This is a genomic window from Duganella sp. GW822-FHT06D06, assembly GCF_058799615.1.
In genome coordinates this window covers 619,765-644,959 of sequence record NZ_JBXALQ010000002.1, presented here as the reverse complement: position 1 = coordinate 644,959, position 25,195 = coordinate 619,765, and the positions used below count along the sequence as shown (strand labels likewise).

Annotated in this window: 25 protein-coding genes; 11 read left to right on the top strand and 14 right to left on the bottom strand. The window is 64.4% G+C overall.

Annotated elements, in window-relative coordinates:
• Positions 1-7: 7 nt before the first annotated feature.
• Complete coding sequence (locus tag AC1RMD_RS06085) at positions 8-1,669, bottom strand: glycosyltransferase family 39 protein (RefSeq protein ID WP_492924635.1); 1,662 nt, start codon at positions 1,667-1,669, stop codon at positions 8-10.
• Complete coding sequence (locus AC1RMD_RS06080; RefSeq protein ID WP_492924633.1) at positions 1,669-2,082, bottom strand: Mth938-like domain-containing protein; 414 nt, start codon at positions 2,080-2,082, stop codon at positions 1,669-1,671. The genes AC1RMD_RS06085 and AC1RMD_RS06080 overlap by 1 nt, the downstream gene beginning before the upstream one ends.
• 196 nt (positions 2,083-2,278) lie before the next feature.
• On the opposite strand from AC1RMD_RS06080, the gene AC1RMD_RS06075 reads away from it, so the two are divergent.
• Both AC1RMD_RS06075 and AC1RMD_RS06070 read left to right on the top strand, forming a co-directional pair.
• On the top strand, positions 2,279-3,511 hold the full coding sequence (locus AC1RMD_RS06075) for a pyridoxal phosphate-dependent aminotransferase (protein WP_492924631.1): 1,233 nt from the start codon (positions 2,279-2,281) through the stop codon (positions 3,509-3,511).
• 21 nt (positions 3,512-3,532) lie between these two features.
• The gene (locus AC1RMD_RS06070) at positions 3,533-4,855 is read left to right on the top strand and encodes a homoserine dehydrogenase (RefSeq protein WP_492924629.1); all 1,323 of its coding nucleotides are present in this window, start codon (positions 3,533-3,535) and stop codon (positions 4,853-4,855) included.
• 99 nt (positions 4,856-4,954) lie between these two features.
• Here AC1RMD_RS06070 and AC1RMD_RS06065 read toward each other — a convergent pair whose 3' ends face one another.
• From AC1RMD_RS06065 to AC1RMD_RS06050, 4 genes are all read right to left on the bottom strand, one after another.
• Positions 4,955-5,281 carry a BON domain-containing protein gene (locus AC1RMD_RS06065; RefSeq protein WP_492924627.1) on the bottom strand — a complete coding sequence of 109 codons (327 nt, stop codon included), beginning with the start codon at positions 5,279-5,281 and terminating at the stop codon, positions 4,955-4,957.
• A 225-nt stretch (positions 5,282-5,506) separates the two neighbouring features.
• Entirely contained in the window at positions 5,507-6,976 is a 1,470-nt protein-coding gene (locus AC1RMD_RS06060; RefSeq protein WP_492924625.1) for a sigma 54-interacting transcriptional regulator, read from the bottom strand.
• On the bottom strand, positions 6,973-7,554 hold the full coding sequence (locus AC1RMD_RS06055; protein WP_492924623.1) for a hypothetical protein: 582 nt from the start codon (positions 7,552-7,554) through the stop codon (positions 6,973-6,975). The genes AC1RMD_RS06060 and AC1RMD_RS06055 overlap by 4 nt, the downstream gene beginning before the upstream one ends.
• Positions 7,544-8,968 (bottom strand): ATP-binding protein, encoded by a 1,425-nt coding sequence (locus tag AC1RMD_RS06050; protein WP_492924621.1) that lies wholly within the window; start codon positions 8,966-8,968, stop codon positions 7,544-7,546. Before AC1RMD_RS06050 ends, AC1RMD_RS06055 begins: the two co-directional genes overlap by 11 nt.
• Positions 8,969-9,146: 178 nt before the next feature.
• On the opposite strand from AC1RMD_RS06050, the gene AC1RMD_RS06045 reads away from it, so the two are divergent.
• Entirely contained in the window at positions 9,147-11,057 is a 1,911-nt protein-coding gene (locus AC1RMD_RS06045; RefSeq protein ID WP_492924619.1) for a methyl-accepting chemotaxis protein, read from the top strand.
• Here the strand turns inward: AC1RMD_RS06045 and AC1RMD_RS06040 are convergent.
• Entirely contained in the window at positions 11,054-11,437 is a 384-nt protein-coding gene (locus tag AC1RMD_RS06040; protein WP_492924617.1) for a DUF6713 family protein, read from the bottom strand. The genes AC1RMD_RS06045 and AC1RMD_RS06040 overlap by 4 nt on opposite strands.
• 92 nt (positions 11,438-11,529) lie before the next feature.
• Here AC1RMD_RS06040 and AC1RMD_RS06035 point away from each other — a divergent pair, with 92 nt between their 5' ends.
• Together AC1RMD_RS06035 and AC1RMD_RS06030 are read left to right on the top strand one after the other, a co-directional pair.
• A complete protein-coding gene (locus AC1RMD_RS06035) occupies positions 11,530-12,783 on the top strand; it encodes an alpha/beta fold hydrolase (protein WP_492924615.1) in 1,254 nt (417 codons plus the stop codon).
• The gene (locus tag AC1RMD_RS06030; RefSeq protein WP_492924613.1) at positions 12,780-13,253 is read left to right on the top strand and encodes a CPBP family glutamic-type intramembrane protease; all 474 of its coding nucleotides are present in this window, start codon (positions 12,780-12,782) and stop codon (positions 13,251-13,253) included. The genes AC1RMD_RS06035 and AC1RMD_RS06030 overlap by 4 nt, the downstream gene beginning before the upstream one ends.
• A gap of 24 nt (positions 13,254-13,277) precedes the next feature.
• On the opposite strand, the gene AC1RMD_RS06025 is transcribed toward AC1RMD_RS06030, so the two are convergent.
• From AC1RMD_RS06025 to AC1RMD_RS06005, 5 genes are all read right to left on the bottom strand, one after another.
• A complete protein-coding gene (locus AC1RMD_RS06025) occupies positions 13,278-13,619 on the bottom strand; it encodes a ribonuclease E inhibitor RraB (protein ID WP_492924611.1) in 342 nt (113 codons plus the stop codon).
• Positions 13,620-13,623: 4 nt separating this feature from the next.
• On the bottom strand, positions 13,624-13,956 hold the full coding sequence (locus AC1RMD_RS06020; protein WP_492924609.1) for a nucleotidyltransferase domain-containing protein: 333 nt from the start codon (positions 13,954-13,956) through the stop codon (positions 13,624-13,626).
• Positions 13,946-14,356, bottom strand: a complete 411-nt coding sequence (locus AC1RMD_RS06015) for a nucleotidyltransferase substrate binding protein (RefSeq protein ID WP_492924607.1) — start codon at positions 14,354-14,356, stop codon at positions 13,946-13,948. Before AC1RMD_RS06015 ends, AC1RMD_RS06020 begins: the two co-directional genes overlap by 11 nt.
• A 68-nt stretch (positions 14,357-14,424) precedes the next feature.
• A complete protein-coding gene (locus AC1RMD_RS06010) occupies positions 14,425-15,909 on the bottom strand; it encodes a sensor histidine kinase (protein WP_492924605.1) in 1,485 nt (494 codons plus the stop codon).
• Positions 15,910-15,929: 20 nt separating this feature from the next.
• A complete protein-coding gene (locus AC1RMD_RS06005; RefSeq protein ID WP_492924603.1) occupies positions 15,930-16,655 on the bottom strand; it encodes a response regulator in 726 nt (241 codons plus the stop codon).
• Positions 16,656-16,873: 218 nt separating this feature from the next.
• Between AC1RMD_RS06005 and AC1RMD_RS06000 the strand changes: the two genes are divergently transcribed.
• The 5 genes from AC1RMD_RS06000 to AC1RMD_RS05980 all read left to right on the top strand — a co-directional run bounded on the left by AC1RMD_RS06000 (position 16,874) and on the right by AC1RMD_RS05980 (position 23,082).
• Positions 16,874-17,941, top strand: coding sequence for a porin (locus tag AC1RMD_RS06000; RefSeq protein ID WP_492924601.1), 1,068 nt, complete (start codon positions 16,874-16,876; stop codon positions 17,939-17,941).
• An 87-nt stretch (positions 17,942-18,028) separates the two neighbouring features.
• Positions 18,029-19,000, top strand: a complete 972-nt coding sequence (locus tag AC1RMD_RS05995) for a tripartite tricarboxylate transporter substrate binding protein (protein ID WP_492924599.1) — start codon at positions 18,029-18,031, stop codon at positions 18,998-19,000.
• Positions 19,001-19,032: 32 nt separating this feature from the next.
• Positions 19,033-20,121: an ABC transporter substrate-binding protein gene (locus tag AC1RMD_RS05990; protein ID WP_492924597.1), complete on the top strand. Its 1,089-nt coding sequence runs from the start codon at positions 19,033-19,035 to the stop codon at positions 20,119-20,121.
• An 85-nt stretch (positions 20,122-20,206) separates the two neighbouring features.
• Positions 20,207-21,982 (top strand): ABC transporter permease, encoded by a 1,776-nt coding sequence (locus tag AC1RMD_RS05985; RefSeq protein WP_492924595.1) that lies wholly within the window; start codon positions 20,207-20,209, stop codon positions 21,980-21,982.
• 29 nt (positions 21,983-22,011) lie between these two features.
• On the top strand, positions 22,012-23,082 hold the full coding sequence (locus AC1RMD_RS05980; RefSeq protein ID WP_492924593.1) for an ABC transporter ATP-binding protein: 1,071 nt from the start codon (positions 22,012-22,014) through the stop codon (positions 23,080-23,082).
• A 7-nt stretch (positions 23,083-23,089) separates the two neighbouring features.
• Here the strand turns inward: AC1RMD_RS05980 and AC1RMD_RS05975 are convergent, their stop codons facing one another.
• Positions 23,090-23,647 carry an outer membrane beta-barrel protein gene (locus tag AC1RMD_RS05975; protein WP_492924591.1) on the bottom strand — a complete coding sequence of 186 codons (558 nt, stop codon included), beginning with the start codon at positions 23,645-23,647 and terminating at the stop codon, positions 23,090-23,092.
• Between the two features lie 124 nt (positions 23,648-23,771).
• Positions 23,772-24,404, bottom strand: a complete 633-nt coding sequence (locus tag AC1RMD_RS05970) for an energy transducer TonB (RefSeq protein ID WP_492924589.1) — start codon at positions 24,402-24,404, stop codon at positions 23,772-23,774.
• Between the two features lie 151 nt (positions 24,405-24,555).
• Between AC1RMD_RS05970 and AC1RMD_RS05965 the strand changes: the two genes are divergently transcribed.
• Complete coding sequence (locus AC1RMD_RS05965) at positions 24,556-25,194, top strand: response regulator (protein ID WP_492924587.1); 639 nt, start codon at positions 24,556-24,558, stop codon at positions 25,192-25,194.
• Position 25,195 lies beyond the last annotated feature (1 nt).

The window sequence follows — 25,195 nt, the reverse complement described above, 5'->3', positions numbered from 1 at the left end:
TGATAAGTTACAGGTTGGCCACGACCACGCGGCGCGTATCTTCCGCCACCACGCGCATGGCCAGGCCGTCGGCCTTCAGCTCTGCATATTTCTCCGGGCTGAGGATGGCCAGCACCTTGACGCCTTGCTGGATGTGCTCGTTCCAGCGCAGCACGAACTCGGCGACCGTCGGGATCCCCAGCTCCGGCTGCTGGCGCAGGCCGAAGGTGAACTCGTCCCAGTAGTCGACCAGCACCACCGTGCGTTGCAGGTAGAAGGTCATCGACTGTTCGTAGGTGCTGACCGAATAGATCCTGGTGTCGGGCTTGAGCTCCGGCAGCATCTTCAGCGCCACCGCTTTGCCAGAGCGCATTTTGCCATACGGCTCGAAGCCGGTCAGGATCAGCTGGGTGGCGACGAAACCGGCCACGGCCATGGTGAGCACGGTCAGGTCGCGCCGCAGGTGGCGCGCATGCAGCAGCGCCAGCGCACCGCCGGCGGCGGCGACGATGCCGGCCATCAGCACCCACGGCTGGTAGGCTTCCAGCAGCGCGGTTTCCTCGGGATGGCGCACCGCCATGGTGACCATCTGCGGCACCGCGGCCACGCCGGCCACGCCGATCAGCACCAGCAGGCCGGCGGCGATCATGCGGCTGCGGCGCGAGGCGTTTTCCAGGTCGACCGCGATCAGCAGGGCCAGCGCCGGGAAGATCGGCAGGATGTAGCCGGGCAGCTTGGAGCTGGAATAGCTGAAGAAGAAGAAAATGAACACGGCCCAGATCAACAGCAGCAGCTTGGGCTGGAACACGCCGTTGGGTTCGCGCCGCACGGCGCCCCACAGCGCCTGCGGCAGCAGGCCCAGCCACGGCACGATGCCGGGGATCAGCATCGCGAAGAAGTAGTACCACGCGCCTTCGCGGTGGTGGGTCTTGAGGAAGAAGCGTTCCCAGTGCTCGTGCACGAAGAAGAAGTGGGGCTGCTCGGGATTGCGCAGCGCCACCAGCACGAACCAGGGCGTGGCGACGGCGAAGAACAGCAGCAGGCCCTTGCCCAGGTGCAGGCGCTTCCAGATGGCGATATCGCCCGACAGCGCCGAGTACAACACCAGCACCGCGCCCGGCAGCACCAGGCCGATCAGGCCCTTGGCCAGCACCGCCAGCGCCATGCCGGCCCAGCAGGCCAGCATCCAGTTGCGCCGTTGGCTTTCGCCGGCGCCGTCGCGCTGGGCGATCAGGACCGCGCACAGCACCACGGTCATCATGCCCGACAGGCTCATGTCCAGCGAATCGATCTGGCCGGAGGCCACCCAGAACAGGCTGGAGCCGAGCGCCAGCGCGGCGTAGAAGCCGGCGCGGGCGCCGAACACGCGGTTGCCGGCGTAGCCGGTCAGGATCACGCCGCCCAGGCCGCACAGGCCGGTCCACAGGCGGGCCTGCCATTCGCCCAGGCCGAACGCGGCGAACGAGGCCGCGTTCATCCAGGTTTGCAGCGGCGGCTTTTCAAAGTACTTGATGCCGTTCAGGCGGGTGGTGATCCAGTCGCCGGTGCTGAACATTTCGCGCGCCATTTCGGCGTAGCGGCCCTCGTCGGGCGGCACCAGGGTGCGCACACCCAGCACATACAGCCAGACGATGATGAACGCGGCCAGCAGCGACCAGACGATTTTCTTGGAGTTGTACAGGTCGTTCATCAGGCGGGGTTGCCCTCGTGGTCGTTCGAGTTGTCAATCGAGTTGTCAATGATGAGGGCCAGCGTGACCTTGCGGCCTTCGCCCATCAGGATGTTGTAGGTGCGGCAGGCGGCCTGGCTGTCCATGCACTCGACGCCGATGCGGCGCATGGTCAGCGCGGCGGTCAGGCGTGGGTGGATGAAGCGCTGCCTGGCGCCGGTGCCGAGGATGACCACGTCCGGGCTGTCGGCGCCGATGCGGTCGAAATGCTCTGCGGTAATAGATTCGAAGGTGGGGGCGTCCCACGCGCGCGGCGGGATTTCCGGCAGTACAATCAGGCTATAGTGGTAGCGCTGGGCGTTGATTTCGACGCCGGTTTCATCGTAACCGGTGACAGTCTGGTATTTTTGAGTATCGCTGGCGTGGAGCTTCATGACAGAAATCGTGGGGCTAGTCGGAAAAAGAAGCGCCATTGTAGCGTTTTTCCGGGGCGATCCTGCGCTTTCCGCCCCTTACAGGTTGATTAAATGGGATGCTTTCGGCAGAATGGATCTTTTAGCATCGCAGCACGGGCCGCCGGGGCGTTTTGGCAGTCCTGAGCGGTTTGCCTCACCAAGACAGGATTTTATTTTGCGACCGATTCAAAAATCGAACAAATTAGCGGAAGTCTGCTACGAGATCCGCGGCCCGGTGCCGGAAAAAGCCCGGCAGATGGAGGAAGAAGGCCATAAGATCACGAAGTTGAATATCGGCAACCTCGCCGTATTCGGTTTCGATCCGCCGGATGAAATCGTCCAGGACATGAAAATCAACCTGCACAATGCTGCGGGCTACACCGATTCCAAGGGCATGTTTGCGCCGCGCAAGGCCGTGGTGCACTACACCCAGGGCAAAAATGTTGCCGGTGTGAACATCGAGGATGTCTACCTGGGCAACGGCGCGTCCGAGTTGATCGTCATGTCGATGAACGCGCTGCTCAACACCGGCGACGAAGTGCTGGTGCCGGCGCCCGACTATCCGCTGTGGACGGCGGCGGTGTCGCTGTCGGGCGGCACGCCGGTGCACTATATCTGCGACGAGATGCAGGACTGGTATCCGGACATCGAAGACATGCGCCGCAAGATCACGTCCAACACGCGCGCCATCGTCGTCATCAACCCCAACAATCCGACCGGCGCGCTGTATCCGGTCGAGCTGCTGTTGCAGATCATCGAACTGGCGCGCCAGCACCAGTTGATCATCTACGCCGACGAAATCTACGACAAGGTGCTGTACGACGGCGCCGAGCACGTCTCGATCGCCTCGCTGGCCGACGACGTGCTGTTCGTCACCTTCAACGGCCTGTCGAAGAACTACCGCGCCTGCGGCTACCGCGCCGGCTGGATGGTGGTGTCGGGACAGAAAGACCATGCGAAAGACTACATCGAGGGCCTGAACATGCTGGCCTCGATGCGCCTGTGCGCCAACGCGCCGGGCCAGTTTGCGATCCAGACCGCGCTCGGCGGCTACCAGTCGATCCAGGACCTGGTGGGGCCGGGCGGGCGCCTGCTCAAGCAGCGCGACCTGGCCTACAAGCTGCTCACCGATATTCCAGGCGTAACTTGCGTCAAGCCGAAAGCTGCGCTGTACATGTTCCCACGCCTCGATCCGAAGATCTACCCGATCGCGGACGACCAGCAATTCGCCTACGAGCTGCTGGCCGAAACCAAAGTGCTGATCGTCCAGGGCAGCGGCTTCAACTGGATCGCGCCGGATCACTTCCGCGTCGTGTTCCTGCCGAATTCGGACGATATGATCGAAGCCTTCGGCCGTATCGCCAAGTTCATGGAAGGCTACCGGAAACGTCACGGCGCCAGCTTCTAACAAACAATAGAAACGATTTATATGAAACCCATCAAAGTAGGTTTGCTCGGTGTCGGCAATGTCGGCGGCGGCACGTTCGACGTGTTGTTGCGCAATCAGGAAGAAATCCGCCGCCGCGCCGGCCGCGGCATCGAAATCGTCGCCGTCTCGGCCCGCAACCTGGAGCGCGCCAAGCTGCGCACCGGCGGCAAGGTCAAAGTGGTGTCCAGCCCGTTCGACATCGTCAACGATCCGGAGATCGACATCGTCGTCGAGCTGATCGGCGGCTACGACGAAGCCAAGGCGCTGGTGCTGCAGGCGATCGCCAACGGCAAGCACGTGGTCACCGCCAACAAGGCGCTGCTGGCCGTGCACGGCAACGAGATCTTCGCCGCCGCGCAAGCGAAGGGTGTGATGGTGGCGTTCGAGGCGGCCGTGGCCGGCGGCATCCCCATCATCAAGGCGCTGCGCGAAGGCTTGACCGCCAACCGCATCGAATGGTTGGCCGGCATCATCAACGGCACCACCAACTTCATCCTGTCCGAGATGCGCGACAAGGGCCTGGACTTCGGCACCGTGCTCAAGCAGGCGCAGGAGCTGGGCTACGCCGAGGCCGACCCGACCTTCGACATCGAAGGCGTGGACGCGGCGCACAAGGCCACCATCATGTCGGCGATCGCCTTCGGCATTCCGGTGCAGTTCGACAAGGCGCACGTCGAAGGCATCTCCAAGCTCAACGCCATCGACATCCGCTACGCCGAGCAGCTGGGCTACCGCATCAAGCTGCTGGGCATCGCCAAGCGCGCCAAGGTCAACGGCGTGGAAGGCGTGGAACTGCGCGTGCACCCGACGCTGATTCCGTCGAAACGTTTGATCGCCAATGTCGAAGGCGCGATGAATGCCGTGCTGGTGCATGGTGACGCCGTCGGCGCCACGCTGTACTACGGCAAGGGCGCCGGTTCCGAGCCGACCGCGTCGGCCGTGATCGCCGACCTGGTCGACATCACCCGCCTGGCCACGGCCGACGCCGAGCACCGCGTGCCGCACCTGGCCTTCCAGCCGAACGCGATGACCGACATCGAGATCCTGCCGATGTCGGAAATCACCACCAGCTACTACCTGCGGATGAACGTCAGCGACCAGCCGGGCGTGCTGGCCGACCTGACCCGCATCCTGGCCGACGCCACCATCTCGATCGACGCCATGATGCAGAAGGAACCGGCGGACGGCGAAACCCGCACCGACATCATCTTCCTGACGCACCAGACGCAGGAGAAGAACGTGCTGGCGGCCATCGCCAAGATCGAAGGCCTGGCCACCGTGTGCGGCAACGTCACCAAGATCCGCCTGGAAAACCTGAGCTGATTCTGTAAGACGAAAAAGCGGGGTCAGTTCCGGCATCGTGCCACGCGTGGCACGATGCCGGAACTGACCCCGCTTTTTTCCGCTTTTTTTTGCTACGGCTTACTTCGAAGCGACGGTCAGTTCGCTTTTCACTTCTTTCACGCCCGGCACGGCCGATGCGACCTGGATGGCCTTGGTGCCGATATCGGTGCTCGCTACCGAGCCGCTCAGCACAACCACGCCGTCGGTGGTGGTCACGCCGATTTGTTTTTGATCTGCCAGGGAAGCCTTGATCTTGCTGGTGATGGCGTCGTCGTTGGTGGCGGTGCCGGTCTTGGCGGCGCCAGCCATCGCGGCCTCGGTCTGGGCGAATGCGGTGCCGGTGGCGGCAGCGGCGGTCAGGGTGGCGGCAACCAGCAGGCGGGAGATCAGTTTGGTAGTCATCATGATTTGCTTCCTTTTTCAGTTTGAGGGTGAAACGTCAGTGACGTTATGCTCTCCTTTGCAAACCCCGTGCCAGCTCTAATAAACTGTTTAAAATCAAACGCTTAAATGCGATTTATCTGTCGGGCCCGGATCGGCCGTGGTATTTCCGGCCATCTTGCGCCGATTTTGTCGGGAGATGGCGACAGTCTTCCGCCGCCATTTCCTAAGTGATTGATACGTAAGCGTTTATTCCTGTCGCTCTGCGGCGACAGCGGCGCCGTCGCCACGGAACAGGCTGGCGTCCAGATCGTACTTTTGCAGCAGGCGATAGAACTCCGTGCGGTTGCGCTCGGCGAGGCGGGCGGCGTCGGCCACGTTGCCATCGGTGAGTTTCAGCAGCTGCACCAGGTAGTTGCGCTCGAAGCGCTGCTTGGCTTCGGTGTAGCTCAGCACTTCCAGCGACGGCACCCGCAGCGCCCGCTGCACCAGCGACAAGGGCACCAGCGGCGCGGTCGCCAGCGCGCACACGTGCTCGACCACGTTGTACAGCTGGCGCACATTGCCCGGCCAGGCGGCCGTGGTCAGCGCCTCCAGCGCGCCGGGGGCGTAGCCGCGCACCGTCTTGCCGTACTTGGCGGCCAGCGATTGCAGGAACTGGGTCGCCATCGGCACGATGTCCTCGCGCCGCTGCGACAGCGGCGGCAAGGTCAGCGTGATGACGTTCAGGCGGTAATACAGGTCCTCGCGGAACTGGCCTTCCTGCATCGCCACGTCGAGGTCGCGGTGGGTGGCCGACAGGATGCGCACATCCACCGGCCGCGCCAGGTCCGAACCCAGCTGGCGCACCACGCGCTCCTGCAGCACGCGCAACAGCTTCACCTGCAGCAGCAGCGGCATGTCGCCGATTTCGTCGAGGAACAAGGTGCCGCCGTCGGCCGCCTGCACCAGGCCTTCGCGGCTGGCCACGGCGCCGGTGTAGGCGCCCTTGACGTGGCCGAACAGCTCGGACTCCAGCAAGGCCTCGGGAATCGCGCCGCAGTTGACGGCGATGAAGGGCGCCTTGCTGCGCCGGCTGGCGCGGTGGATGGCGTTGGCCAGCAACTCCTTGCCGGTGCCGCTTTCGCCGCGGATCAGGATGCTGGCGTCGGAGGCGGCCACCAGCCGGGCTTCGGCCAGCAGCTCGTCCATGCACTGGCTGCGGCTGATCAGGCCGGCGCGCCAGGCGTGGTCGCCGCTGGCGGGGCCGGCCTCGGGCGCGGACAGGCTCAGCGCCTGGACGATGCGCTCCAGCAGCGTCTTGGCGTCGAACGGCTTGGTCAGGTAGGCGTAGGCGCCCAGCGTGGTGGCCTCCACCGCGTCGGGGATGGTGCCGTGCGCGGTCAGCAGGATCACCGGCAGGGCCGGCCAGGCGCTGCGGATTTCCTGGAACAGCGACATGCCGTCGCGGTCCGGCAGGCGGATGTCGCTGATGACCAGGCGCGGCAGCTCGATCGCCAGGCGCGCCAGCGCCGCCTCGGCGCTGCCCACGGCCGTCACGCGGTAGCCGTTGGCGCTCAGCCGCATGGACAGCAGGCGCAGCAGGTCGGCATCGTCGTCCACCAGCAGCAGATGGGCGCCCTGGCCGGCGGCGGCGCTGCGCGGGGCGCCGTTGTCGCCGGCGCGGGTCTGCGCGCCGGGTTCGCGTTGGGGTTTCAGGTCCTCGGCCGGCGCGTTCATTTGATCACCGCCTGCGGACCCGGCGCCGGACGGGCCGGCAAGGTGCGTTCGATGGTCTTCAAGCCTTCCAGCATCTCGTTGAGCTGGTCGATGCGGCGCAGGCTGTCCTTTTGCTGCACGGCCAGCTTGTCGGCGTGTTCGGCCAGGCGGCGCGTTTCCGCGCAATTGCTGGACAATAGCTGCGCCAGGGCCTTGAACGGCTGCGATTCCGTATCTGCGGCGGTGGCCACGCTGTCGAGCAGCGCCTGCGCGCGCGCCAAGTCGCCGCCGCCGCGCGTCAGCATCAGCACCATGCCCATCTGGATCGCCACACGCGGACTGCGCTGTTGCAGGCCCAGGCCGCTCAACTCCTTCAGCAGGTCGCCCTGCGTCATCTTGCGCAGCTGTTGGTGATAGCCGAGCAGCGGACCGACTTCATCCGGCGGTGGCGGCGGCGGCAGTTCGACGATGGCCGGTGGCGGCGGCAGCGTCACGTCGGCCGGCGTCGGCAAGTTCGGTCGGGGCGAGGTCAGCGTGCAGGCGGCCAGCGACAGGCTGAGCACCAGCAACAGCAAGGGGGGAGCGACATCATATTTCATAGGCCAGTTCGATTCGGAAGTGCGCGCCCTGTGCGGAGGGCAACAGTTGCAAGGCGCCGCCATGGGCGGCGATGTATTCGTAGACGATGGACAGGCCGATGCCATTGCCCCGGCGCGCGCCGGCCGGCTGGCGCGCGCCCTGGTAAAACGGTTCGAAGATGCGCGCCGCGTCGGCCGGCGCCACGCCCGGTCCCTGGTCGATGCAATCGAGCAGCAGCTTGCCGTCCGACTGGGCCAGGCGGAACACGATCTGTCCGCCGGGCGGGCTGAAACGCAGCGCGTTCGACAACAGGTTGCCGGCCACCACCGCCAGCTTGTCGGCGTCGATCGCGATGGACGCGGCCTGGCCTTCGATGACGACGCTCAGCCCGGCCGCCTGCCATTGCAGGCGCTGGCCGGCGATCGACTGCGCCAGCAGCGCCGCCATGTCGGTCGGTTCGCGTTGCAGGTGATGGGCGTCGAAAGTGGCGGCGTTGTAGCGCAGCAGCGCCTCGATCTGCGATTGCAGCGCCGCCGTGTTCTGGTTGAGGATGCCGGCGATCTCGCGCTGGTTGGGCGACAGCGCGCCGGCCACGCCGTCCTCCAGCAGCGCCACGCCTTCGCGCAGCGCCGCCAGCGGCGTCTTCAGTTCGTGCGAGATGTGGCGCAGGAAACGCGCCTTGTCCGCCTCCAGGTCCGACAGCCGCTGACGCAGCCAGTTCAGCTGCTGGCCCACGTGCTGCAAGTCGCTGGGGCCGCGCACCACGATCGGCTGGTCGTAGCGGTTCTCGCCCAGCCGGTCGATGGCCGATTCGATCTGCGCGAGCGGGCGCGACAGCCACAGGCCGAAGCCGCCCGCCAGCAGCGCCGCCAGCACGATGGACGCCATCACTTGCCCCTTCAGCACGCCGCGCCGCTGGTCCAGCTCGCTGAGCAGCTCGCCGTTGCGGCGTTCGACTTCCTGTTTGACTTCGTCGGCCAGCTCGGCGTTCACCGATGGCAGCGGCGCCAGCACTTTTTCCAGCGCCTGCTGGCGCGCGCTGGAACGCGGCCGCGCCGGCGCTTGCAGCAGGTCCCAGGCCTGCTCGCCGGCGTGGCGCCAGCGCTCGAAGGTGCCGGGCGGCGTGTAGGGCAGGGCCGTGGCCACCGCGTCCAGCGCCGTGCGCGCCTCGCGCCAGGCGTCGGCGTAGCGCTTGCGGAAGGCGGGATCGTCCAGCACCAGGAACTGGCGCGCGCTGCGCGCCATCGCCACGCTGCGCTCGGCCAGTTGTTGGGTGTTTTCGGTCAGTGCCAGGGCGTGGCGTCCGCTGTCGCGGCTGTGGGCGGCGAGCCGGTCGAGGGTCCACAACGCGTGCAGCGAAGCGGCGCTCAGCAGCACGGCAATCAACAGGAAGACGCCCAGCAGCAGCTGGCGAAACGAAAGTTTCGTAAGCATCGTCGTTAAATAGTCTCTATATTGGCTGAATGATATGACCAAAGCGGCCCTACGGCCTGTTCGATTGGCTGCGTTGTTGTTCGGCACGGACGCGGAATTTTAGGTTGCGCATGGCAACACTATTCGATTACGCTGATTTGCAAATATGTTCGTGCCGATTTAACCTTTGGGGAGTGTCATGGCTAGTCTACTGCGCCGTTTGTCCATTCAGCAAAAACTGATGCTCAGCATGGCGGCCTGCCTGTTGCTGTTCCTGGTGGTCTCGGCCACGCTCAGCGTGGTCATGACGGGCAACAGCATCCGCGAACGCGTGGTGAACCAGGAGCTGCCGGCCGAGGTGGGCGAGATCCGCAACGACATCCTGCGCCAGATCGGCGAGCCGCTGGCGGCCACGCTGTCGGTCAGCGCCAACACCTTCCTGCTGGAATGGGAAAAAGCGGGCTTGCCGGACAGCGGCCTGCCAGCCTGGATCGCTTATTCGGCCAGTATCCGCAAGGCCGCGAAGGCGGCGGCGGTGTCGTGGGTGTCCGGCAGCACCGGCAAGTATTTCGACGAAAAGGGCTATAGCCGCACGCTGGACAAGGGCGCCGCAGCCGACCAGTGGTTCTACAGCTTCCTCGCCAGCGGCAAGCCGTATTCGCTGAACCTGGACAAGGAACCCGGCGCCACCACCTACAATGTGTTCATCAACACGCGCTTCGACACCGGCGACGGCAAGATCGGCGTGGCCAGTCTGGGGCTGTCGGTCAACAAGCTGGCGGAAAACATCCGCAGCTACAAGGTCGGCGCTTCCGGCTTCGTGTATCTGGTGCGGCCGAACGGCATGCTGATCGTGCACCGCGATACCGCGCTGGCGGACGGTCAGCATTTCATGAAAGACCTGCCGGGCTTCAGCGCCGAGCTGAGCGGCAAGCTGCTGGGCGGCCAGCACTACGCTAGCGATACCTATTCGGCGCCGGGCGGCAAGCGCCTGGTGGCGTCGTCGTTTGTGCCGGAGTTGAACATGTATGTGATCGCCGAAGTGCCGGAAGCCGAAGTGCTGGGCGCGGTCACGCGTTCGGTGACGGTGGCGGCGCTGGTGGGCGGCCTGGTGGGCGGCGGCATCGGCATGTTGGTGGTGTTCCTGGTCAGCCGGGCGATCGCCGCGCCGGTGGCGCGCGCCGCGCATATGCTGGGCGAGATCGCCGACGGCAACGGCGACCTGAGCCGCCGCATGACGGTCGAGAGCGAGGATGAGGTCGGCGCGTTGGCCGATGGCTTCAATCGCTTTGTGTCGTCGTTGAACGCCACCATCCGCAAAGTGCGCGACAGTACCGAGACCATCGCCACGGCGTCCAGCGAGATCGCCAGCGGCAACCTGGACCTGTCGTCGCGCACCGAGGCGCAGGCGTCCAGCCTGGAGGAGACCGCATCGGCGATGGAGCAGTTGACCGCCACCGTGACCCAGAACGCCGACAGCGCCAAGCAGGCCAACCAGCTGGTGCAGTCGGCCTCCGGCTATGCGACCGAGGGCGGCGAGGTGGTGGGCCGCGTGGTGCAGACCATGGTGTCGATCAAGGACAGCTCGCGCAAGATTGTCGACATCATCGGCGTCATTGATGGGATCGCGTTCCAGACCAACATCCTGGCCTTGAACGCGGCGGTGGAGGCGGCCCGCGCCGGCGAGCAGGGGCGTGGCTTCGCGGTGGTGGCGTCCGAGGTGCGCAACCTGGCGCAGCGCTCGGCCAGCGCGGCCAAGGAGATCAAGGAGTTGATCGGCGATTCGGTGGCGAAGGTCGATGCCGGCAGCGTGCTGGTCGATGAAGCCGGCGTCACCATGAGCAAGATCGTGTCGTCAGTGGAGCAGGTGACCAGCATCATGGGCGAGATCGTCGCCGCCAGTCATGAGCAGAGCGAAGGCATCGCCCAGGTCAACCTGGCGGTGACGGAGATCGACAGCACCACGCAGCAGAATGCGGCGCTGGTGGAGCAGGCGGCCGCCGCTGCGGGATCGTTGCAGGAGCAGGCCGCGCATCTGGCGGAAGTGGTCAGCGTGTTCAAGCTGGAAGAGGAGCCGCGCGCCGGCGCCAGCCGCCTGGCGCTGCGCTAGGCTTTGGCGCCGGCGCCGCGCAGCAACAGCAGCTGGACGATGGACAGGCCACAGGTCGCGGCCAGCAGGGCGATCGACATCGGCTGCATGAACGCCTGGTCGCCGAAGGCGAAAAACGCCGAGTGTATCGCGACCGTGAGAAAACCCAGGAAGATCATCAACTGGTAGCAACGTGGCGCGAGGCCGGAATTGGCCCGGACGTGGCCTTGCGCAAACAGCACCAGCGCGATGATCGGCAAGTTCAGCAGCAGGTTGAGCTGGTTGCCGCCGGGGAGATGGAACAGTTCCCACTCGTGCCAGTAGGCGGCGTCAATCTGATGGGTGACGAGCACGGCGGCGTTCATCATAAAGACGGCTTGCATGCGCTGGCTGAGTTGCATGGAACGTTCCTTAAAATGTTTCGATTATGCATCAATGTACGGTAGACTTGTATATTAACCAAGTTTGCAACCCCACGTACAAGGAGCGTCGCTTGAAACAACTGTTTTCCGGAAAATTTGCCCTGGTGGCGTTGGTGTCCGCTTGCGTGATGGCGCCCGGCGTGGCCCTCAGCCAGGATGGCGTCAAAGTCGGTTCCTATCACGTGGACGCGGCCAGCGCGGGCAGCGGTCCCTACACCGTCATCTTCGAATCGGGCTTCGCCAGCGACCTGTCGGTGTGGCGAAAAGTGGCGCCGGAAATCGCCAAGTCGGCCAAGGTGTTCGTCTATTCGCGCGCCGGGATCGGCAAATCCGATGCGCGCCCCGAAGCGCGCACGCCGCAACGCAGCAGCGCGGAGCTGGAGCAGTTGATCGAGGCCGCGCACCTGTCGCCGCCGTACATCCTGGTCGGCCATTCCTACGGCGGCTATCTGATCCGCCTGTTCGCCCAGCGCCATCCGGAGCAGGTCGCCGGCATGGTGTTTGTCGACCCCAGCATGGAGCGCTTCGACACCGAGCTCAAAAAGCTCGACGCCGCCAAGGTCGCGCAAGACCACAAGTACCTCGATACGCTGACGCCCGCGCCGTTGAAGGCGGAAAGCAAGCTGGTCGATGATGCCTTCGCCGCCGCCAGCCTGCTGCCGGCGCCGCGCCTGCCGGACGTGCCGGCCGTGGTCCTGACCTCGACCATGGTGCGCGAGCAGCCGGAGTTCTTCATGCATACGGTGCCGGCGGTGGCGGTATGGCGCTCGCTGCACGAGCAACTGTTCCTGCAGTTTTCGACCGGCAGCCATGTCGTCACGGCCAACAGCGGGCATAACATCCATCTGGAGGAGCCGGCGCTGGTGGCCGGCGCCATCCAGCAGGTGATGGCCGGCGCCACCGCGCAGGAGCAGCGCCGCGCCCACAAGCTGGCGCAGGAAAACCTGTTGCGCGCCCTGGATCGCGCGCTCGTCCTGCTGCAAGCGCAGCGCGCCAGCGAAGCCGGACAGCTGGTCGACAGCGCGCTGAAGGAAAGCCGTTTCGGCGAGAACGAAATCAACGGCGTGGGTTACATGATGCTGGGCAAGCGCAAGCAGCCGCAGCTCGCGGCGCTGGTCATGAAGTTCAACGCCGACACCTTCCCGGCGTCGGCCAATGCGCATGACAGCTACGGCGAACTGCTGCTCGAACTGAAGCAGCCCTTGCAGGCCAAGGCGCAGTTCCAGCAGGCGATCACGCTGGGTGCGGCCGCCAATAAGGATGCGCGGTCCATGGCCGGCTACCGTGGCAATCTGGCAAAGGCCGAGCAGGCATTGGCTCAATGAATCTGAGTAGGATCGGCGGTGGCGTAATGTGGGGCGGCGTCTCGTTTGTTTGCGCTATGCTGGTCCTCATGATCCTCAAGCTTGTCGTTCCCTTGGCCTTATGGGGTGCCAACGCTGGAGCCGGCGCTCTCAATGCCAGCCTTGGCATGCAAATCATGGCGGCACTGGTGTGGGCGCCGCTGTTTGAAACCTTCGTGGGGCAGTTGCTTCCGCAGGAAGTGCTCAGGCGATTTTCGGTAAGCCCCGGTTTTTGCATAGCGACTGGTTCTGCGCTATGGGCCGCCGGACATTACTTGAACGGTGGTGTCGCGCACGGCTTGGTAGCGCTGTTCGCCGGGGCGATATTCACGTTTATTTACCTGCGCTACCGCAGATGCGGATTGGCCGTCGGTTACTGGACGACGGCCATAGCCCACTTGACGCATAACACCCTCGTACTGGTGGCAGCTTCTTACTTTCCGAACTTGTAGCGGACTTCTCTACGGTGGCGGGGATCAGGCGGCGGGGCCGACGTCCATGCCGTCGTAGGATTCGAGCTGGTGCTCTTCGGCGAACTTGTAAAACTCCTGGTTGCGGACGTGCAGCGTATCGGCGGTGTGGTGCTCGATTTTTTCAACATGCAGCCACCACAGCGCAGGGACGCTCGCTTCCGGCTTGGAGTCGTAGATGCCGACGATCTGATAGCCCTGGGCCTTCAGCAGCGTCGAGACGTCTTCCAGTTTGCTCTTGGTCGCGTCGGCGAAAAAATAGCCCCACAACAGCGGCTTCGAAATATCCCACGGTGCGTTCTGCTTCATGTCGACAAACAGCTCGACCATGTCTTCTTTGGTGATCATGTACTTATTCCTTATTGCGGTGATAGAACGACACGCCCACTCTTGCAATATGGGCCAGTAGTTCCGGGTTGTCGATCCGATCGCGGATCGACAAATCTATTTTGTAGGGCAGCAGCAGATCGTCCAGCTGATTCTCTATCTTGAGCAGCAGCGGCATGTTCAGGCCCGCGCCGGTCAAGCACAGATCGATGTCCGAGCCGCGCTTGAAATTGCCTTTGGCGCGCGAGCCATACAGAATCGCCTGCTCGACTTCGGGGTGTGCAGAAAAAACAGCGCCCATGTTGTGCACAACACTGGCCTTCAACCCAAACACGAGCGGTTCCAGTTCAATCGACATCGGCGAGCTCCGTCATTTTCCGTTCGAACTCCGTGAACAGCGTGAAGTAATGCTTCAATATCAGGCCGGCGATTTCATCGGCGGTTTCCTTGTTATAGGTATGCGCCGATTGGTTGCGGCTTTTAATCATTCCCATCCAGGTTTCGCCGTCGCTCAGCAGGTTATATTGAAACGCCTCACGCGTGGCGTCACGGGAGCCGCTGATGTTGCTGTTGCCCTGATAGTGAAAATAGTCCTTCATGACGTTCCACGCGAGTTCGTGAGTGAACTCAAACGCCTTGATCAAGCCTTGTTGTTCAAGCTCGTTCAGGTCGCCGTGGTCGATGAATTTTTTTAGCTGCGCCAACGCGCGCCGGTAATTCGACAGGCGTTGCAGCCAGCGGATGTCCTGCTCGCTCATGATTTGCCCCGCACACTACGTTGTAATGCGTATTTTACCGTAGCGGCGGTGGGCCGGGGCAGAGCGGGTCAGCTGCGGGGGAAGGCTACCGTGACTTTCAGGCCCTGGCCGGCGCTGGCGTCGTCCAGTGTGATGCTGGCGCCGTGCAGGGTGGCGATGTCGCGCACGATGGCCAGGCCCAGGCCGGCGCCGCCGGGATTGCGCTCCAGCGTCGCGGCGGCGCGGTAGAAGGGAGCGAATACCCGTTCGCGCTCGGCGGCGGCGATGCCGTGGCCGCTGTCCTCCACTTCCAGCACCACGCCGCCCATGTCCGTGCCCGGCCGCACCCGCAACGTCACCGTGCCGCCCTGCGGCGTGTAGCGCAAGGCGTTGTCCACCAGGTTGGCGATCATCTCGTGCAGCAGCAAGGCCTGGCCCTGGACCACGCACTCGCTGTCAGCCTCCAGCGCCAGGTCGATCTGCTTGGCCACCGCCGCCATCGCCATCTCCAGCCCGACCTGGCGCGCGATGTCGCGCAGCGAGGCAGGCTCCGACTGGGCCGCCGCGCCGTCGGCGTCGCCGCCATGCTCGATGCGCGCCAATGTCAGCAGGCGGTTGGCCAGGTTGACGGTCGAATCGGTGGTGGCGGCGATGCTGTGGACGATCTCGCGCAATGCCGCCCGCGTGGCCTGCGGGTCGACGCCGGGACGGTCGCATTCGCGCAGCGCCAGTTCGGCCTGGGTCTTCAACACCGTCAACGGCGTGCGCAGCTGGTGCGAAGCGTCGGCGATGAAACGGCGCTGGCTGCTGATCAGGATCTGCAGGCGCGAGCGCGAGCTGTTCATCGCCGCCACCAGCGGTCGCACTTCCTTGTGCACCAGCGTCGGATCGACATCGGACGAATCATTGAGGCTGCGCGTCTCCACCGCGATCTTCAGCCGCATCAGCGGTTGCAGCACCAGCCGCACCGCGATCCACACCAGTAGCGCCACCGCCAGCAGCAGCAAGGCCTGCCACACCAGCGTGTCGAGCAGGATCTGGTTGGACAGGCCGCGCCGCGCTTCCAGCGTTTCGCCGACCTGGATCAGCGCGATGCCGCGCATCGAATCGTCATACACCGGCTGCAGCAGCGCGGCGATGCGCACCGGCTGGCCGTTGTAGTTGGCGTGGTAGAAGCGCACCAGCGCCGGATAGGCCTCCGAACGCGGCACGTTGGCCGGAACGGCCGGCAGGTCGGCGTAGCCGGACACGGTCTCGCCGGTGATGCCGGTGACCTTGTAGTAGATGCGGCCCAGCGTATCTGTCTCGAAGCTGTCCAGCGCCACGTAGGGCACGTCCGCCACCACCTTGCCGTCGACGATGGAGACGCGTTCCGCCAGCGCGCGCGTGGAGGCCAGCAGCGAACGGTCGTAGGCCACGTCGGCCGCGTCCAGCGCGTTGTGGTAGACCGACAGGGTGTTCAGCGCCACCAGCACCAGCAAGGGGCCCAGCAGCCAGCGCAGCAACTGGCCGCGCAGGCTGCCCAGCGGTGCGCCCGAACCGAAGCGGCGCGCCAGCTGATCAAGCAGCGGCATGCGGCCTGTCCCGGCCAATGTCAGCCGCCCTTGGCGCCGCCAGCCGGCGCGGCGGCAGGGGCAGGCCGCGGTTGCAGCAGGTAGCCGATGCCGCGCAGCGTGGTGATGACGGCGGCATCCGGCGCGGCGATGTCGAGTTTCTTGCGCACGCGGTGGATATACAGCTCGATCGCATCGAGGTTGGCGTCGTCGGCCAGCGCGAATACTTCGTCGAACAGCTTTTCCTTGGAGACGGCGCGGCCGGAGCGCGTGATCAGCGTCTCCAGCACCGCGTGTTCGCGCGGCGTCAGCGCCAGCGGGGCGCCGGCGTAGCTGAACATCCGGGTGACGGTGTCGAAACTGAGCGCGCCGCAGCTGTGCACCAGCGCCTCGTTGCCGACGCTGCGGCGCAGCAGCGCCTTCACGCGCGCTTCCAGTTCGGCAAGTTCGAAGGGCTTGGCCAGGTAGTCGTCGGCGCCCAGGTTCAGGCCCTGCACGCGGTCTTCCAGGCCGCCGCGCGCGGTCAGTATCAACACGGGAGTCTGGCCGCGCGCTCCGCCGCGCGCGCGCAGGCGCTTGAGCACTTCCAGGCCGTCCATGCGCGGCAGGGTCAGGTCGAGGATCAGCAGCGCGTAGTCCTGGGTGTGCAGCAGGGCGTCGGCATCGGCGCCGTTGTCGGCACATTCCACCGTCAGGTTGGCGTCGCGCAGTGCCTTGGACAGCCAATGTGACAGCTCGGTGTGGTCTTCAACTAACAGAATACGCATAATTTCTTGCCAACCATATGAAATAAGTTCAGTGTAAGGCCAGAATCATGGTCTCAGCCGCCTCAAAAGGGAAGCCCTTACCTGATTTGTGGTGCATGGACGACAGGTATCTGTGCTGAAGTAGCAATGAAAGGCAATTGAAAGGAAGCGACTCCTATAGTGACAGCCTGATTGCAAAAATCAGGCGCCACAAATAACTATATCCTCTGGAGACCTACATGAAAAAATCCTCGTTGACCCTCGCTATCATGGCACTCGCGGCAGCCGCTGGCGGCGCCGCTCACGCCCAATCGAACGTGCAGGTCTACGGTTTGCTGGACGTTGGCGTCGAAAGCGCCAACAACAAGTCGGCCACCGGCGGCAGCCAGACCAGCGTTATCTCGGGCGGCATGAACACTTCGCGTTGGGGCCTGCGTGGCACCGAAGACCTGGGCGGCGGACTGAAAGCGGTCTTCAATCTCGAAGGCGGCATCCTGATGGACACCGGCGCACAGGATGGTGTTCTGTTCAAGCGCCAGGCTTATGTCGGCCTGGAAGGCGCTTTCGGCCGCGTGGTGGTCGGCCGCTCGTTCAGCAGCGTGTATGACACCGTGATCGCCTACGATCCGATGGGCTTCGCCCCTTACTACTCGTGGGCGACCTCGGGCCCGGCCACCGGTCCTAGCAAATACGGCTTCACCACCGCCTACGACAACATCATCAAGTACTCCGGCACCACCGGCAACTTCAAGTTCGGCGCCAACTACGCCGCCGGCGAGCAGGCCACCGGTGCAAAGGACAGCGCCAAGGTCGGCTTCACCGGCGCCTACAAGCTTGGCGCGGCGAACGTGATGGCCACCTGGGAGCGCAACAACGGCAACACTGTTCCAGCCACCGGCGCCCGCGACAAGGCCACCGTCTGGCACCTGGGCGTGAACTACGAAACCGGCCCGGTCAAGCTGTGGGGCGTGATCCGCGACTACAAGCTGGTCGCCGGCAAGGCGCTCACCGCCGACGTCGACGCCACCACCACCTGGGCCGGCGTCGCCTACAAGGCCAACGCCGTCACCACGCTGACCGGCGCGATCTATCACGTCAACGTCAAGAACGTCGCCGCCGGCAAGGACGCCGATCCAACCATGTACGTGGCGCGCTACCGTTACGCCCTGTCCAAGCGCACCGACGTGCATGTGTCGGCTGCCTACGTCAAGTCCAAGAACGGCCAGCTGACCGGCCTGTCGCGCGACGACGCCGGCTTCGGCACCAGCCAGCACGGCCTGGTCGTCGGCATGCAACACCGCTTCTAAGCCGATGAATGGAGCGCGGTATTTTGTGAAAAATGCCGCGCTCTGAAAGCGCTTTGAAAGCTTCGCCGTTCTAAGATACCTACCAAGATGACTAAAGTTTTGCTGGCTTTGATTGCCGCGCTCGCACTGTGCGCGGCGGCGCAAGCTGCAAGCCTGGAGTGCATCGTGCCGTCCAAGCCGGGCGGTGCGATGGACCTCACTTGCAAGCTGGCGCAAAAGGGTTTGCAGGGCTTGGGCGGCACGCCGAAGCCGCCGCCGTCGGATATGCACATCAGCTATCTGCCGGGCGGGATCGGCGCGGTGGCCTGGCATTCGCTGGTGTCGCAGCGGCGCTCGGAGCCGAACACGCTGGTAGCTTTTTCGGGCGGCTCGCTGCTCAATCTGGCGCAGGGCAAGTTCGGCAAGGCCAAGTCTTCCGATGTACGCTGGGTGGCGGCGCTGGGCGCCGACTACGGCATGATCGCGGTGCGCGCCGATTCGCCCTACAAGACCCTGGGCCAGCTGGTGGCGGCGCTGAAAGATCATCCCGGGAAGGTGCTGATCGGCGTCTCCGGCACCATCGGCAGCCAGGACTGGCTGAAGATGGCGATGGTGGTCAAGACCGCCGGCATCGATCCGAAGGTGCTGCGTTTCGTGGCGCTGGAGGGCGGCGGCGAAGCCTTCGCCGCGATGCACGCCAACCTGGTGCAGGCGGTATCCGGCGACGCCAGCGAGGCGACGCTGTATGCGGCCGGCGGCAATACCAGGGTGCTGGCGATCCTGGCCGAGCACCGCCTGCCGGGCGTGTTGGCGAATGTGCCGACGGCGCGCGAGCAGGGCATCGACGTGGTGTGGCCGATCATCCGGGGCGTCTGGATGGGGCCACAGGTGTCGGATGCGGATTACCGGCAATGGGTCGCCAACTTCGACCGCGTGCTGGCCAGTCCGCAGTTCGCGCAAATGCGCGCGGCGTCGGGTCTGTTCCCGTTTGGGTTGACCGGCGACGCGCTGGCAGCATACGTAAAAAAGGCCGTAGACGATTACGGCAGGCGCGCCGCCGAACTCGGTCTGGTGCGCTGATTACCACCACACATAAAACGACGGAGACAATCATGATGTTGAAAATTACTTTGGCCGCGGCCTGCGCCACCCTGTTCGCCACCTCGGCCTTCGCACAGGTGCCGGCCGGCTATCCCGCCGACTACCAGAAGATCATCGACGCCGCCAAGAAAGAGGGCAAGTTGGTGATCTACGGCGCCACCGACAGCAAGGCCACCCAGCCGCTGATCAAGGATTTCAACGCGCAGTTCCCCGGCATCACGGTCGAGTACAACGACATGAATTCGACCGAGGTGTACAACCGCTTCATCTCCGAAGTGGCGGCCGGCGGCAACACCGCCGACGCCATGTGGTCGTCCGCGATGGACCTGCAAATGCGCCTGGCCTCCGATGGCTACGCGCTCAAATACAAATCGGTCGAAACGGCCAAGATCCCCGCCTGGGCGGTCTGGGACGACCAGGCCTACGGCACCACCTTCGAGCCGGCCGCCATCGTCTACAACAAGCGCCTGGTGGACGCCAAGGAAGTGCCGCAGACGCACGCCGATTTCGCCAAGCTGATCGTGCAGCCCAAGTTCAAGGACAAGGTCACCACCTACGACATCGAAAAATCCGGCGTCGGCTTCATGTTCATGACCCAGGACGCGCGCGAGAATCCGAAGTTCCTGGAGCTGGAAAACGCCTTCGGCGAAGCCAAGGTGCGGGTGCAGTCGTCGACCGGCACCATGATGGAGCGTATCTCGTCGGGCGAGAACCTGATCGGCTACAACGTGCTGGGTTCCTACGCGCTGGTGCGGGCCAAGACCGATCCGTCGATCGGCGTGGTGCTGCCCAAGGATTACACGCTGATACTGTCGCGCGTACTGTTCATCAACAAGGCCGCCAAGAACGTCAACGCCGCCAAGCTGTGGCTGGACTACATGCTGTCGCACCGCGGCCAGACCATCATCGCCAACGACTCCAAACTGTTCGCGATCCGCGCCGACGTCACCGGCGAGACCACCTCGGCGGACCTGATCAAGATCATCGGCAAGGACAACGTCAAGCCGGTGCCGGTCCATCCTATCGTGCTGCAATTCCTGGGGCCGGCCAAGCGCATGGCTTTCCTCAAGCAGTGGAAAGAAACCGCAGGCAAGAAGTAAACGCTGACAGGCCAGCCCGCGCGCCGCGCGCATTCGCTGCGCCGCGCGCGGGCCGCAACATCCCATCCGCCTCATCGGAATCACTATGCAAACTCTCACTCTCCCGGGCTCCGGCCGGCGCAGCATCAACTGGACGCGCGGCGTCGTGGTGACGCTGGCGGCCATCGCCATCTTCCTGCCGCTGCTGCTGATCTTCTACCAGAGCTTTCTGAACGCGCCGTTCTTCATGCCCGTCAAGGAGCTGGGCCTGGACGCCTACCGCTTCATCTTCGACGATCCCGATTTCTCGATGGCGTTCAAGAACGCCTTCCTGCTGGCCGCCGGCCTGACCGCCATCGCCGTGCCGCTGGGCGGCATGCTGGCCTTCCTGATGATACGCACCGATCTTCCAGGCCGCGGCTTCATCGCGCCGATGCTGCTGGTGCCGATCTTCGTATCGCCGATGGTGATGGGCTTCGGCTACGTGGTGTCGATGGGGCCGGTGGGCTTCTACTCGCTGTGGGCCAAGGACCTGCTCGGCTTCATCCCGTGGAATATCTACTCCTTCACCAGCATCGTGGTGATCGCCGGCCTGACCCACGTGCCGCACGTCTACCTGTACGCCTCGTCCGCGCTGAAAAGCCTGGGCTCCGATGTGGAGGAGGCGGCCCGCGTGGCCGGCGCCTCGCCGCTGCAGGTGATGCTCAACGTCTCGCTGCCGATGATCACGCCGGCGCTGGCCTATGCCGCCGTGCTGGTGTTCTTCCTCGGCTTCGAGGTGTTCGGCCTGGTGCTGGTGCTGGGCGATCCCGAAGGCCACCTGGTGCTGGCGACCTATCTGTACAAGCTGACCAACAAACTGGGCACGCCGTCCTACCACCTGATGGCCGCCGTCGCCGTCTGCCTGGTGATGGTGACGATGCCGCTGGTGATGATACAGCGCTGGCTGCTCAAGTCGGCCAACAAGTTCGTCTCGATCAAGGGCAAGGGCGCGCGTTCGAAGTCGATGCCGCTCGGCCGCTGGAAATGGCTGGCCTTCGCGCTGATCTTCGCCTGGCTGATGTTCACCATCATCATGCCGATGTCGGGCATCGTGCTGCGCTCGTTCGTGCAGTACTGGGGCGAGGGCGTCAACCTGCGCGACGTGCTGACCTTGCAGCACTTCCGCGAGATCATGGAGCAGCCGGCGCTGATGCGCGGCATCCTCAACACCATCCTGATCGGCGTGGTCGGCGGCGCGCTGGCGGTGATCTGCTACTGCGCCATCGCGCTGGCCATGCACCGCAAGCCGGACGGCATCACCCGCTTCCTCGACTACAGCGTGCTGGTGCCGCGCGCCGTGCCCGGCCTGCTGGCCGGCCTGTCCTTCCTGTGGGTGTTCCTGTTCGTGCCTAGCTGGCTCGATGGGATGTTGAAGGGCATGGACAACGGCGTGGCGTTGTGGCTGAGCGAGCACGCGATACCGCTGCTGCGATCGGTGCGCTCGACCATCTTCGCCCTGTGGCTGGCGTATTCGGTGGTGTGGCTGGCCTACGGCATGCGCCTGATTTCCACCGCGCTGCTGCAAGTGGGCCCGGAGCTGGAAGAGGCGGCGCGCGCGGTCGGCGCATCGCGCGGCCAGGTGACGCGCGACGTCACCATCCCGCTGGTCAAATACGGCCTGCTGGGCGCGTGGCTGATGGTGTTCCTGATCTTCGAGCGCGAGTACTCCACCGGCGTCTACCTGCTGTCGCCAGGCACCGAGGTGATCGGCGCGATGCTGGTGTCGCTGTGGGCCGGCGGCTCCACCGACCTGGTGGCGGCGCTGTCGTTCATTAACATCACGCTGGTGGCCATCGGCCTGGGCGTGGCCCTGCGCTTTGGCGTGAAGCTGCATAATTAAGTCAAAATAAAATGAAACGAGACCTCATCATGAACGAATTGACCGTCAACGACCTGCACCTGGACTACGGCACCGGCGCCCACACCAACCCGATTCTGAAGGGCGTGTCCATGCACCTGCAAAAAGGCGAAGTGGTGGCGCTGCTGGGCCCTTCGGGCAGCGGCAAGACCACGCTGCTGCGCGCGGTGGCGGGACTGGAAAGCCCGAAGCAGGGCACCATCGCCATCGGCGAGCGCAATGTGTTCGATGGCGCGAAGAACTTTGAAATGGCGGCCGAGCACCGCAACCTGGGCCTGGTGTTCCAGTCCTACGCGCTGTGGCCGCACAAGACGGTGTTCGACAACGTCGCCTACGGCCTCAAACTGCGCAAGATGGGCAGCAGCGAGATCAAGGACAAGGTCAGCGACGTGTTGAAGAACCTGGGCCTGGGCCATCTGGCCGAGCGCTTTCCGCACCAGCTGTCGGGCGGCCAGCAGCAGCGCGTGGCGATCGCGCGCGCGCTGGTGTACAACCCGCCGGTGATCCTGCTGGACGAACCGCTGTCCAACCTGGACGCCAAGCTGCGCGAAGAAGCGCGCGCCTTCCTGCGCGAGCTGATCGTGCGACTCGGCCTGTCGGCGCTGATGGTCACCCACGACCAGGCCGAGGCGATGGCGATCTCGGACCGCATCCTGTTGCTCAACAACGGCAAGATCGAGCAGCAAGGCTCGCCGCAAAGCATGTACGAAACGCCGGACACCCTGTTCACCGCCGAATTCATGGGCAGTAACAACCGCCTGCCGGCCAAGGTGGTGCAGCGCGACGGCGCCCGCGTGATGCTCGATGTCGGCGGCACGCCGTTGCAAGGCACCGCGCGCGGCGCCGGCGGCGGCGAGCCATCGACCATCATCCGGGTCGAGGAGGTGAAGGTCAGCGCGACCCCGGTGGCGAATGCGATCGAGCTGCCGCTGCTGACCTGCATGTACCTGGGCGACCGCTTCGAGTGCCTGTTCAAGAGCGAGAGCGGACCGGAGATGAGCTTGCGCGCCTATTCCAAGTACAAGCTGGAAGCGGGCAAGTACTGGCTGCAGCTGCCGGCCGATAAACTCTGGGTGTTCTGACGTCGGCTTAGAAGTTGTAGCGCACGCCAGCCGAGAACATGTCGGCCTTGACGTTGTACTTGCCTTCTTTGGCGACCTTGCCGAAGTTTTCGTACTCAGCGACCAGGCTGACCTGCTTGTTCAGCGCATACGAAGCGCCAACGCTCAGGTACAGGTTTTTGCGGTTCTGGGTGGTCAGCTCGGTGGCGTCACCCAGGATGGCGGTGATTTTTTCCTTGCTGGCGGCGACGCCCACTTTGCCGTACATGAAGAACTGCTGGCTCAGCTGCTGGGTGGCGGTGGCTGCCAGGTAGACGACGGTAGGCTCGGACTTGGCGGTTGCGCCGTTGCCGGACACGGCGACTTCACGCAGGTTTGCGTAGCCGAGTTCGGCGCCGAAGGTCTTGTTGATGTTGTAGCCGCCGACGAATTTGTAGGCGGTGGTGCTGGATTTGATACTCAGCGCTTGCAGATCGGCTTTTTGTTCGGCACGGCCGAGGTTGGCGCCCATGTAGAAGTCTTCAGCCTGGACTGCCAGTGGAGCTGCCAGGGCGGCGATCATTGCAAATACGGTGATTTGTTTCATTGTTTTTGTTCCTGAAGTGGCTAAAAACACGAAATGGGACACCTGGCCTCGGCCGGGTGTCCCATTTCGCGGGAGCAACATTGTACTGTTTGGTACTAAATCGGGCAAGTCGTCTTAAACTGGCTTACTCATCCAGGCTCCACACATACTGCATTTTGGTCCAGGATGGCTGCGGCACGCCGTCCACCGTGCCGGGCTTGAATTTGCACAGGCCCAGGCCGGTCTGGGCCGCGCGGTCCAGTTCCCGGAAGCCGCTGGATTTCTCCACCTTCGAATCGGCCACCCTGCCGTCGCTGCCGATCAGCAGTGCCAGCGTGACGATGCCGGTATCGCCGTTGCGCAGCGCGGACTTGGGATAGTCCGGCTTGGCGCAGGCCTTGGCGTCCACCACCGCCGCCACCAGCAGCGGCGCCGCTCTCACCACCGTCTTCGCGCCCGGCTCGGCGATCCCCGGCTGGGCCGGCTGGGCCGGCGGCTGCTCCGTCAGCGGCCGCGCCGTCACCGGCGGCGGGTTGGACGGCAGCACCGGCGTTTCCAGCTGCGGCACGAAGATATCCGGCGGGGCCAGCTTGGGCAGCGGCACGTCGGGCGGCAGCACTTTCGGTGGCGGCGGCAGCGGCGCGGTCGGCGTCAGGTCGATCACCGATTCCTTGACCTTGAACACCGTCAGCTTGGAGCCGTGCAGCAAGGCCGCCAGCAACGCGACATGCAATACGGCCACGACGGTGAGACCGGTGAGATTCTTTTTCTGATGCATGGTTGCTCCTTGGTGGTGGTGGGGATTGCTATGTGTTGGAAGTATACTATTCCATGCAATAGCAAAATAGAAGGGTATTCATAGAATATTTTGCGTCGGTATGGTGTGGTATGCTTCCACCATCGGGTAGCAAATATTCCAGGAGATAGTAGTGAAGAAGATACGGGTCATGCTGGCGGACGATCATCCGATCGTAATGACGGGCTTCGCGATGTCGCTCGAAGGGCAGGGGCTGCACGTGGTGGGGCAGGCGCGCACGCCGGAAGAGGCGCTGGAGCAGTACCGGCAGCTCAAGCCGGATGTGGCGGTGCTGGATATCCGCTTCGGCGAGCAGCTGACCGGCCTGGATGTGGCCAAGCAGATCCTGGCGCAGGCGCCGGACGCCGCCATCGTCTTCCTCAGCCAGTTCGACCAGGACAGCCTGATCAAGGAAACCTACCGTCTCGGCGGCCGCGCCTTCATGACCAAGGACTGCGATCCGGCCGACCTGGCGGCGGCCGTGCGGCGCGCGCATGACGGCGAGCTGTACTTCCTGCCGCAGATCGCCGAGCGGCTGGCCAACCTGTCGGTGCGCGGCGACGCCTCGCCGCAGTCGCAGCTGGACGAGCGCGCGCTGGAGATCTTCACGCTGATGGCCGAAGGCTTGACCAACGCGGAGATCGCCGAGAAGCTCGACGTCTCCACCAAGACCATCAGCAACATCAGCCAGGCGGTGAAGGAAAAGCTGGGCGTGCACCGGCCGGCCTACATCACGCGGCTGGCGGTCAAGTACGGCCTGATCGAGCCGTAGG

Bases quoted from the DNA above. Each gene is read 5' to 3' on its own strand.
- AC1RMD_RS06085 (WP_492924635.1), bottom strand. From the start codon at position 1,669: ATGAACGACCTGTACAACTCCAAGAAAATCGTCTGGTCGCTGCTGGCC.
- AC1RMD_RS06080 (WP_492924633.1), bottom strand. From the start codon at position 2,082: ATGAAGCTCCACGCCAGCGATACTCAAAAATACCAGACTGTCACCGGT.
- AC1RMD_RS06070 (WP_492924629.1), top strand. From the start codon at position 3,533: ATGAAACCCATCAAAGTAGGTTTGCTCGGTGTCGGCAATGTCGGCGGC.
- AC1RMD_RS06065 (WP_492924627.1), bottom strand. From the start codon at position 5,281: ATGATGACTACCAAACTGATCTCCCGCCTGCTGGTTGCCGCCACCCTG.
- AC1RMD_RS06060 (WP_492924625.1), bottom strand. From the start codon at position 6,976: ATGAACGCGCCGGCCGAGGACCTGAAACCCCAACGCGAACCCGGCGCG.
- AC1RMD_RS06055 (WP_492924623.1), bottom strand. From the start codon at position 7,554: ATGAAATATGATGTCGCTCCCCCCTTGCTGTTGCTGGTGCTCAGCCTG.
- AC1RMD_RS06050 (WP_492924621.1), bottom strand. From the start codon at position 8,968: ATGCTTACGAAACTTTCGTTTCGCCAGCTGCTGCTGGGCGTCTTCCTG.
- AC1RMD_RS06045 (WP_492924619.1), top strand. From the start codon at position 9,147: ATGGCTAGTCTACTGCGCCGTTTGTCCATTCAGCAAAAACTGATGCTC.
- AC1RMD_RS06040 (WP_492924617.1), bottom strand. From the start codon at position 11,437: ATGCAACTCAGCCAGCGCATGCAAGCCGTCTTTATGATGAACGCCGCC.
- AC1RMD_RS06030 (WP_492924613.1), top strand. From the start codon at position 12,780: ATGAATCTGAGTAGGATCGGCGGTGGCGTAATGTGGGGCGGCGTCTCG.
- AC1RMD_RS06025 (WP_492924611.1), bottom strand. From the start codon at position 13,619: ATGATCACCAAAGAAGACATGGTCGAGCTGTTTGTCGACATGAAGCAG.
- AC1RMD_RS06020 (WP_492924609.1), bottom strand. From the start codon at position 13,956: ATGTCGATTGAACTGGAACCGCTCGTGTTTGGGTTGAAGGCCAGTGTT.
- AC1RMD_RS06015 (WP_492924607.1), bottom strand. From the start codon at position 14,356: ATGAGCGAGCAGGACATCCGCTGGCTGCAACGCCTGTCGAATTACCGG.
- AC1RMD_RS06010 (WP_492924605.1), bottom strand. From the start codon at position 15,909: ATGCCGCTGCTTGATCAGCTGGCGCGCCGCTTCGGTTCGGGCGCACCG.
- AC1RMD_RS06005 (WP_492924603.1), bottom strand. From the start codon at position 16,655: ATGCGTATTCTGTTAGTTGAAGACCACACCGAGCTGTCACATTGGCTG.
- AC1RMD_RS06000 (WP_492924601.1), top strand. From the start codon at position 16,874: ATGAAAAAATCCTCGTTGACCCTCGCTATCATGGCACTCGCGGCAGCC.
- AC1RMD_RS05995 (WP_492924599.1), top strand. From the start codon at position 18,029: ATGACTAAAGTTTTGCTGGCTTTGATTGCCGCGCTCGCACTGTGCGCG.
- AC1RMD_RS05990 (WP_492924597.1), top strand. From the start codon at position 19,033: ATGATGTTGAAAATTACTTTGGCCGCGGCCTGCGCCACCCTGTTCGCC.
- AC1RMD_RS05985 (WP_492924595.1), top strand. From the start codon at position 20,207: ATGCAAACTCTCACTCTCCCGGGCTCCGGCCGGCGCAGCATCAACTGG.
- AC1RMD_RS05980 (WP_492924593.1), top strand. From the start codon at position 22,012: ATGAACGAATTGACCGTCAACGACCTGCACCTGGACTACGGCACCGGC.
- AC1RMD_RS05975 (WP_492924591.1), bottom strand. From the start codon at position 23,647: ATGAAACAAATCACCGTATTTGCAATGATCGCCGCCCTGGCAGCTCCA.
- AC1RMD_RS05970 (WP_492924589.1), bottom strand. From the start codon at position 24,404: ATGCATCAGAAAAAGAATCTCACCGGTCTCACCGTCGTGGCCGTATTG.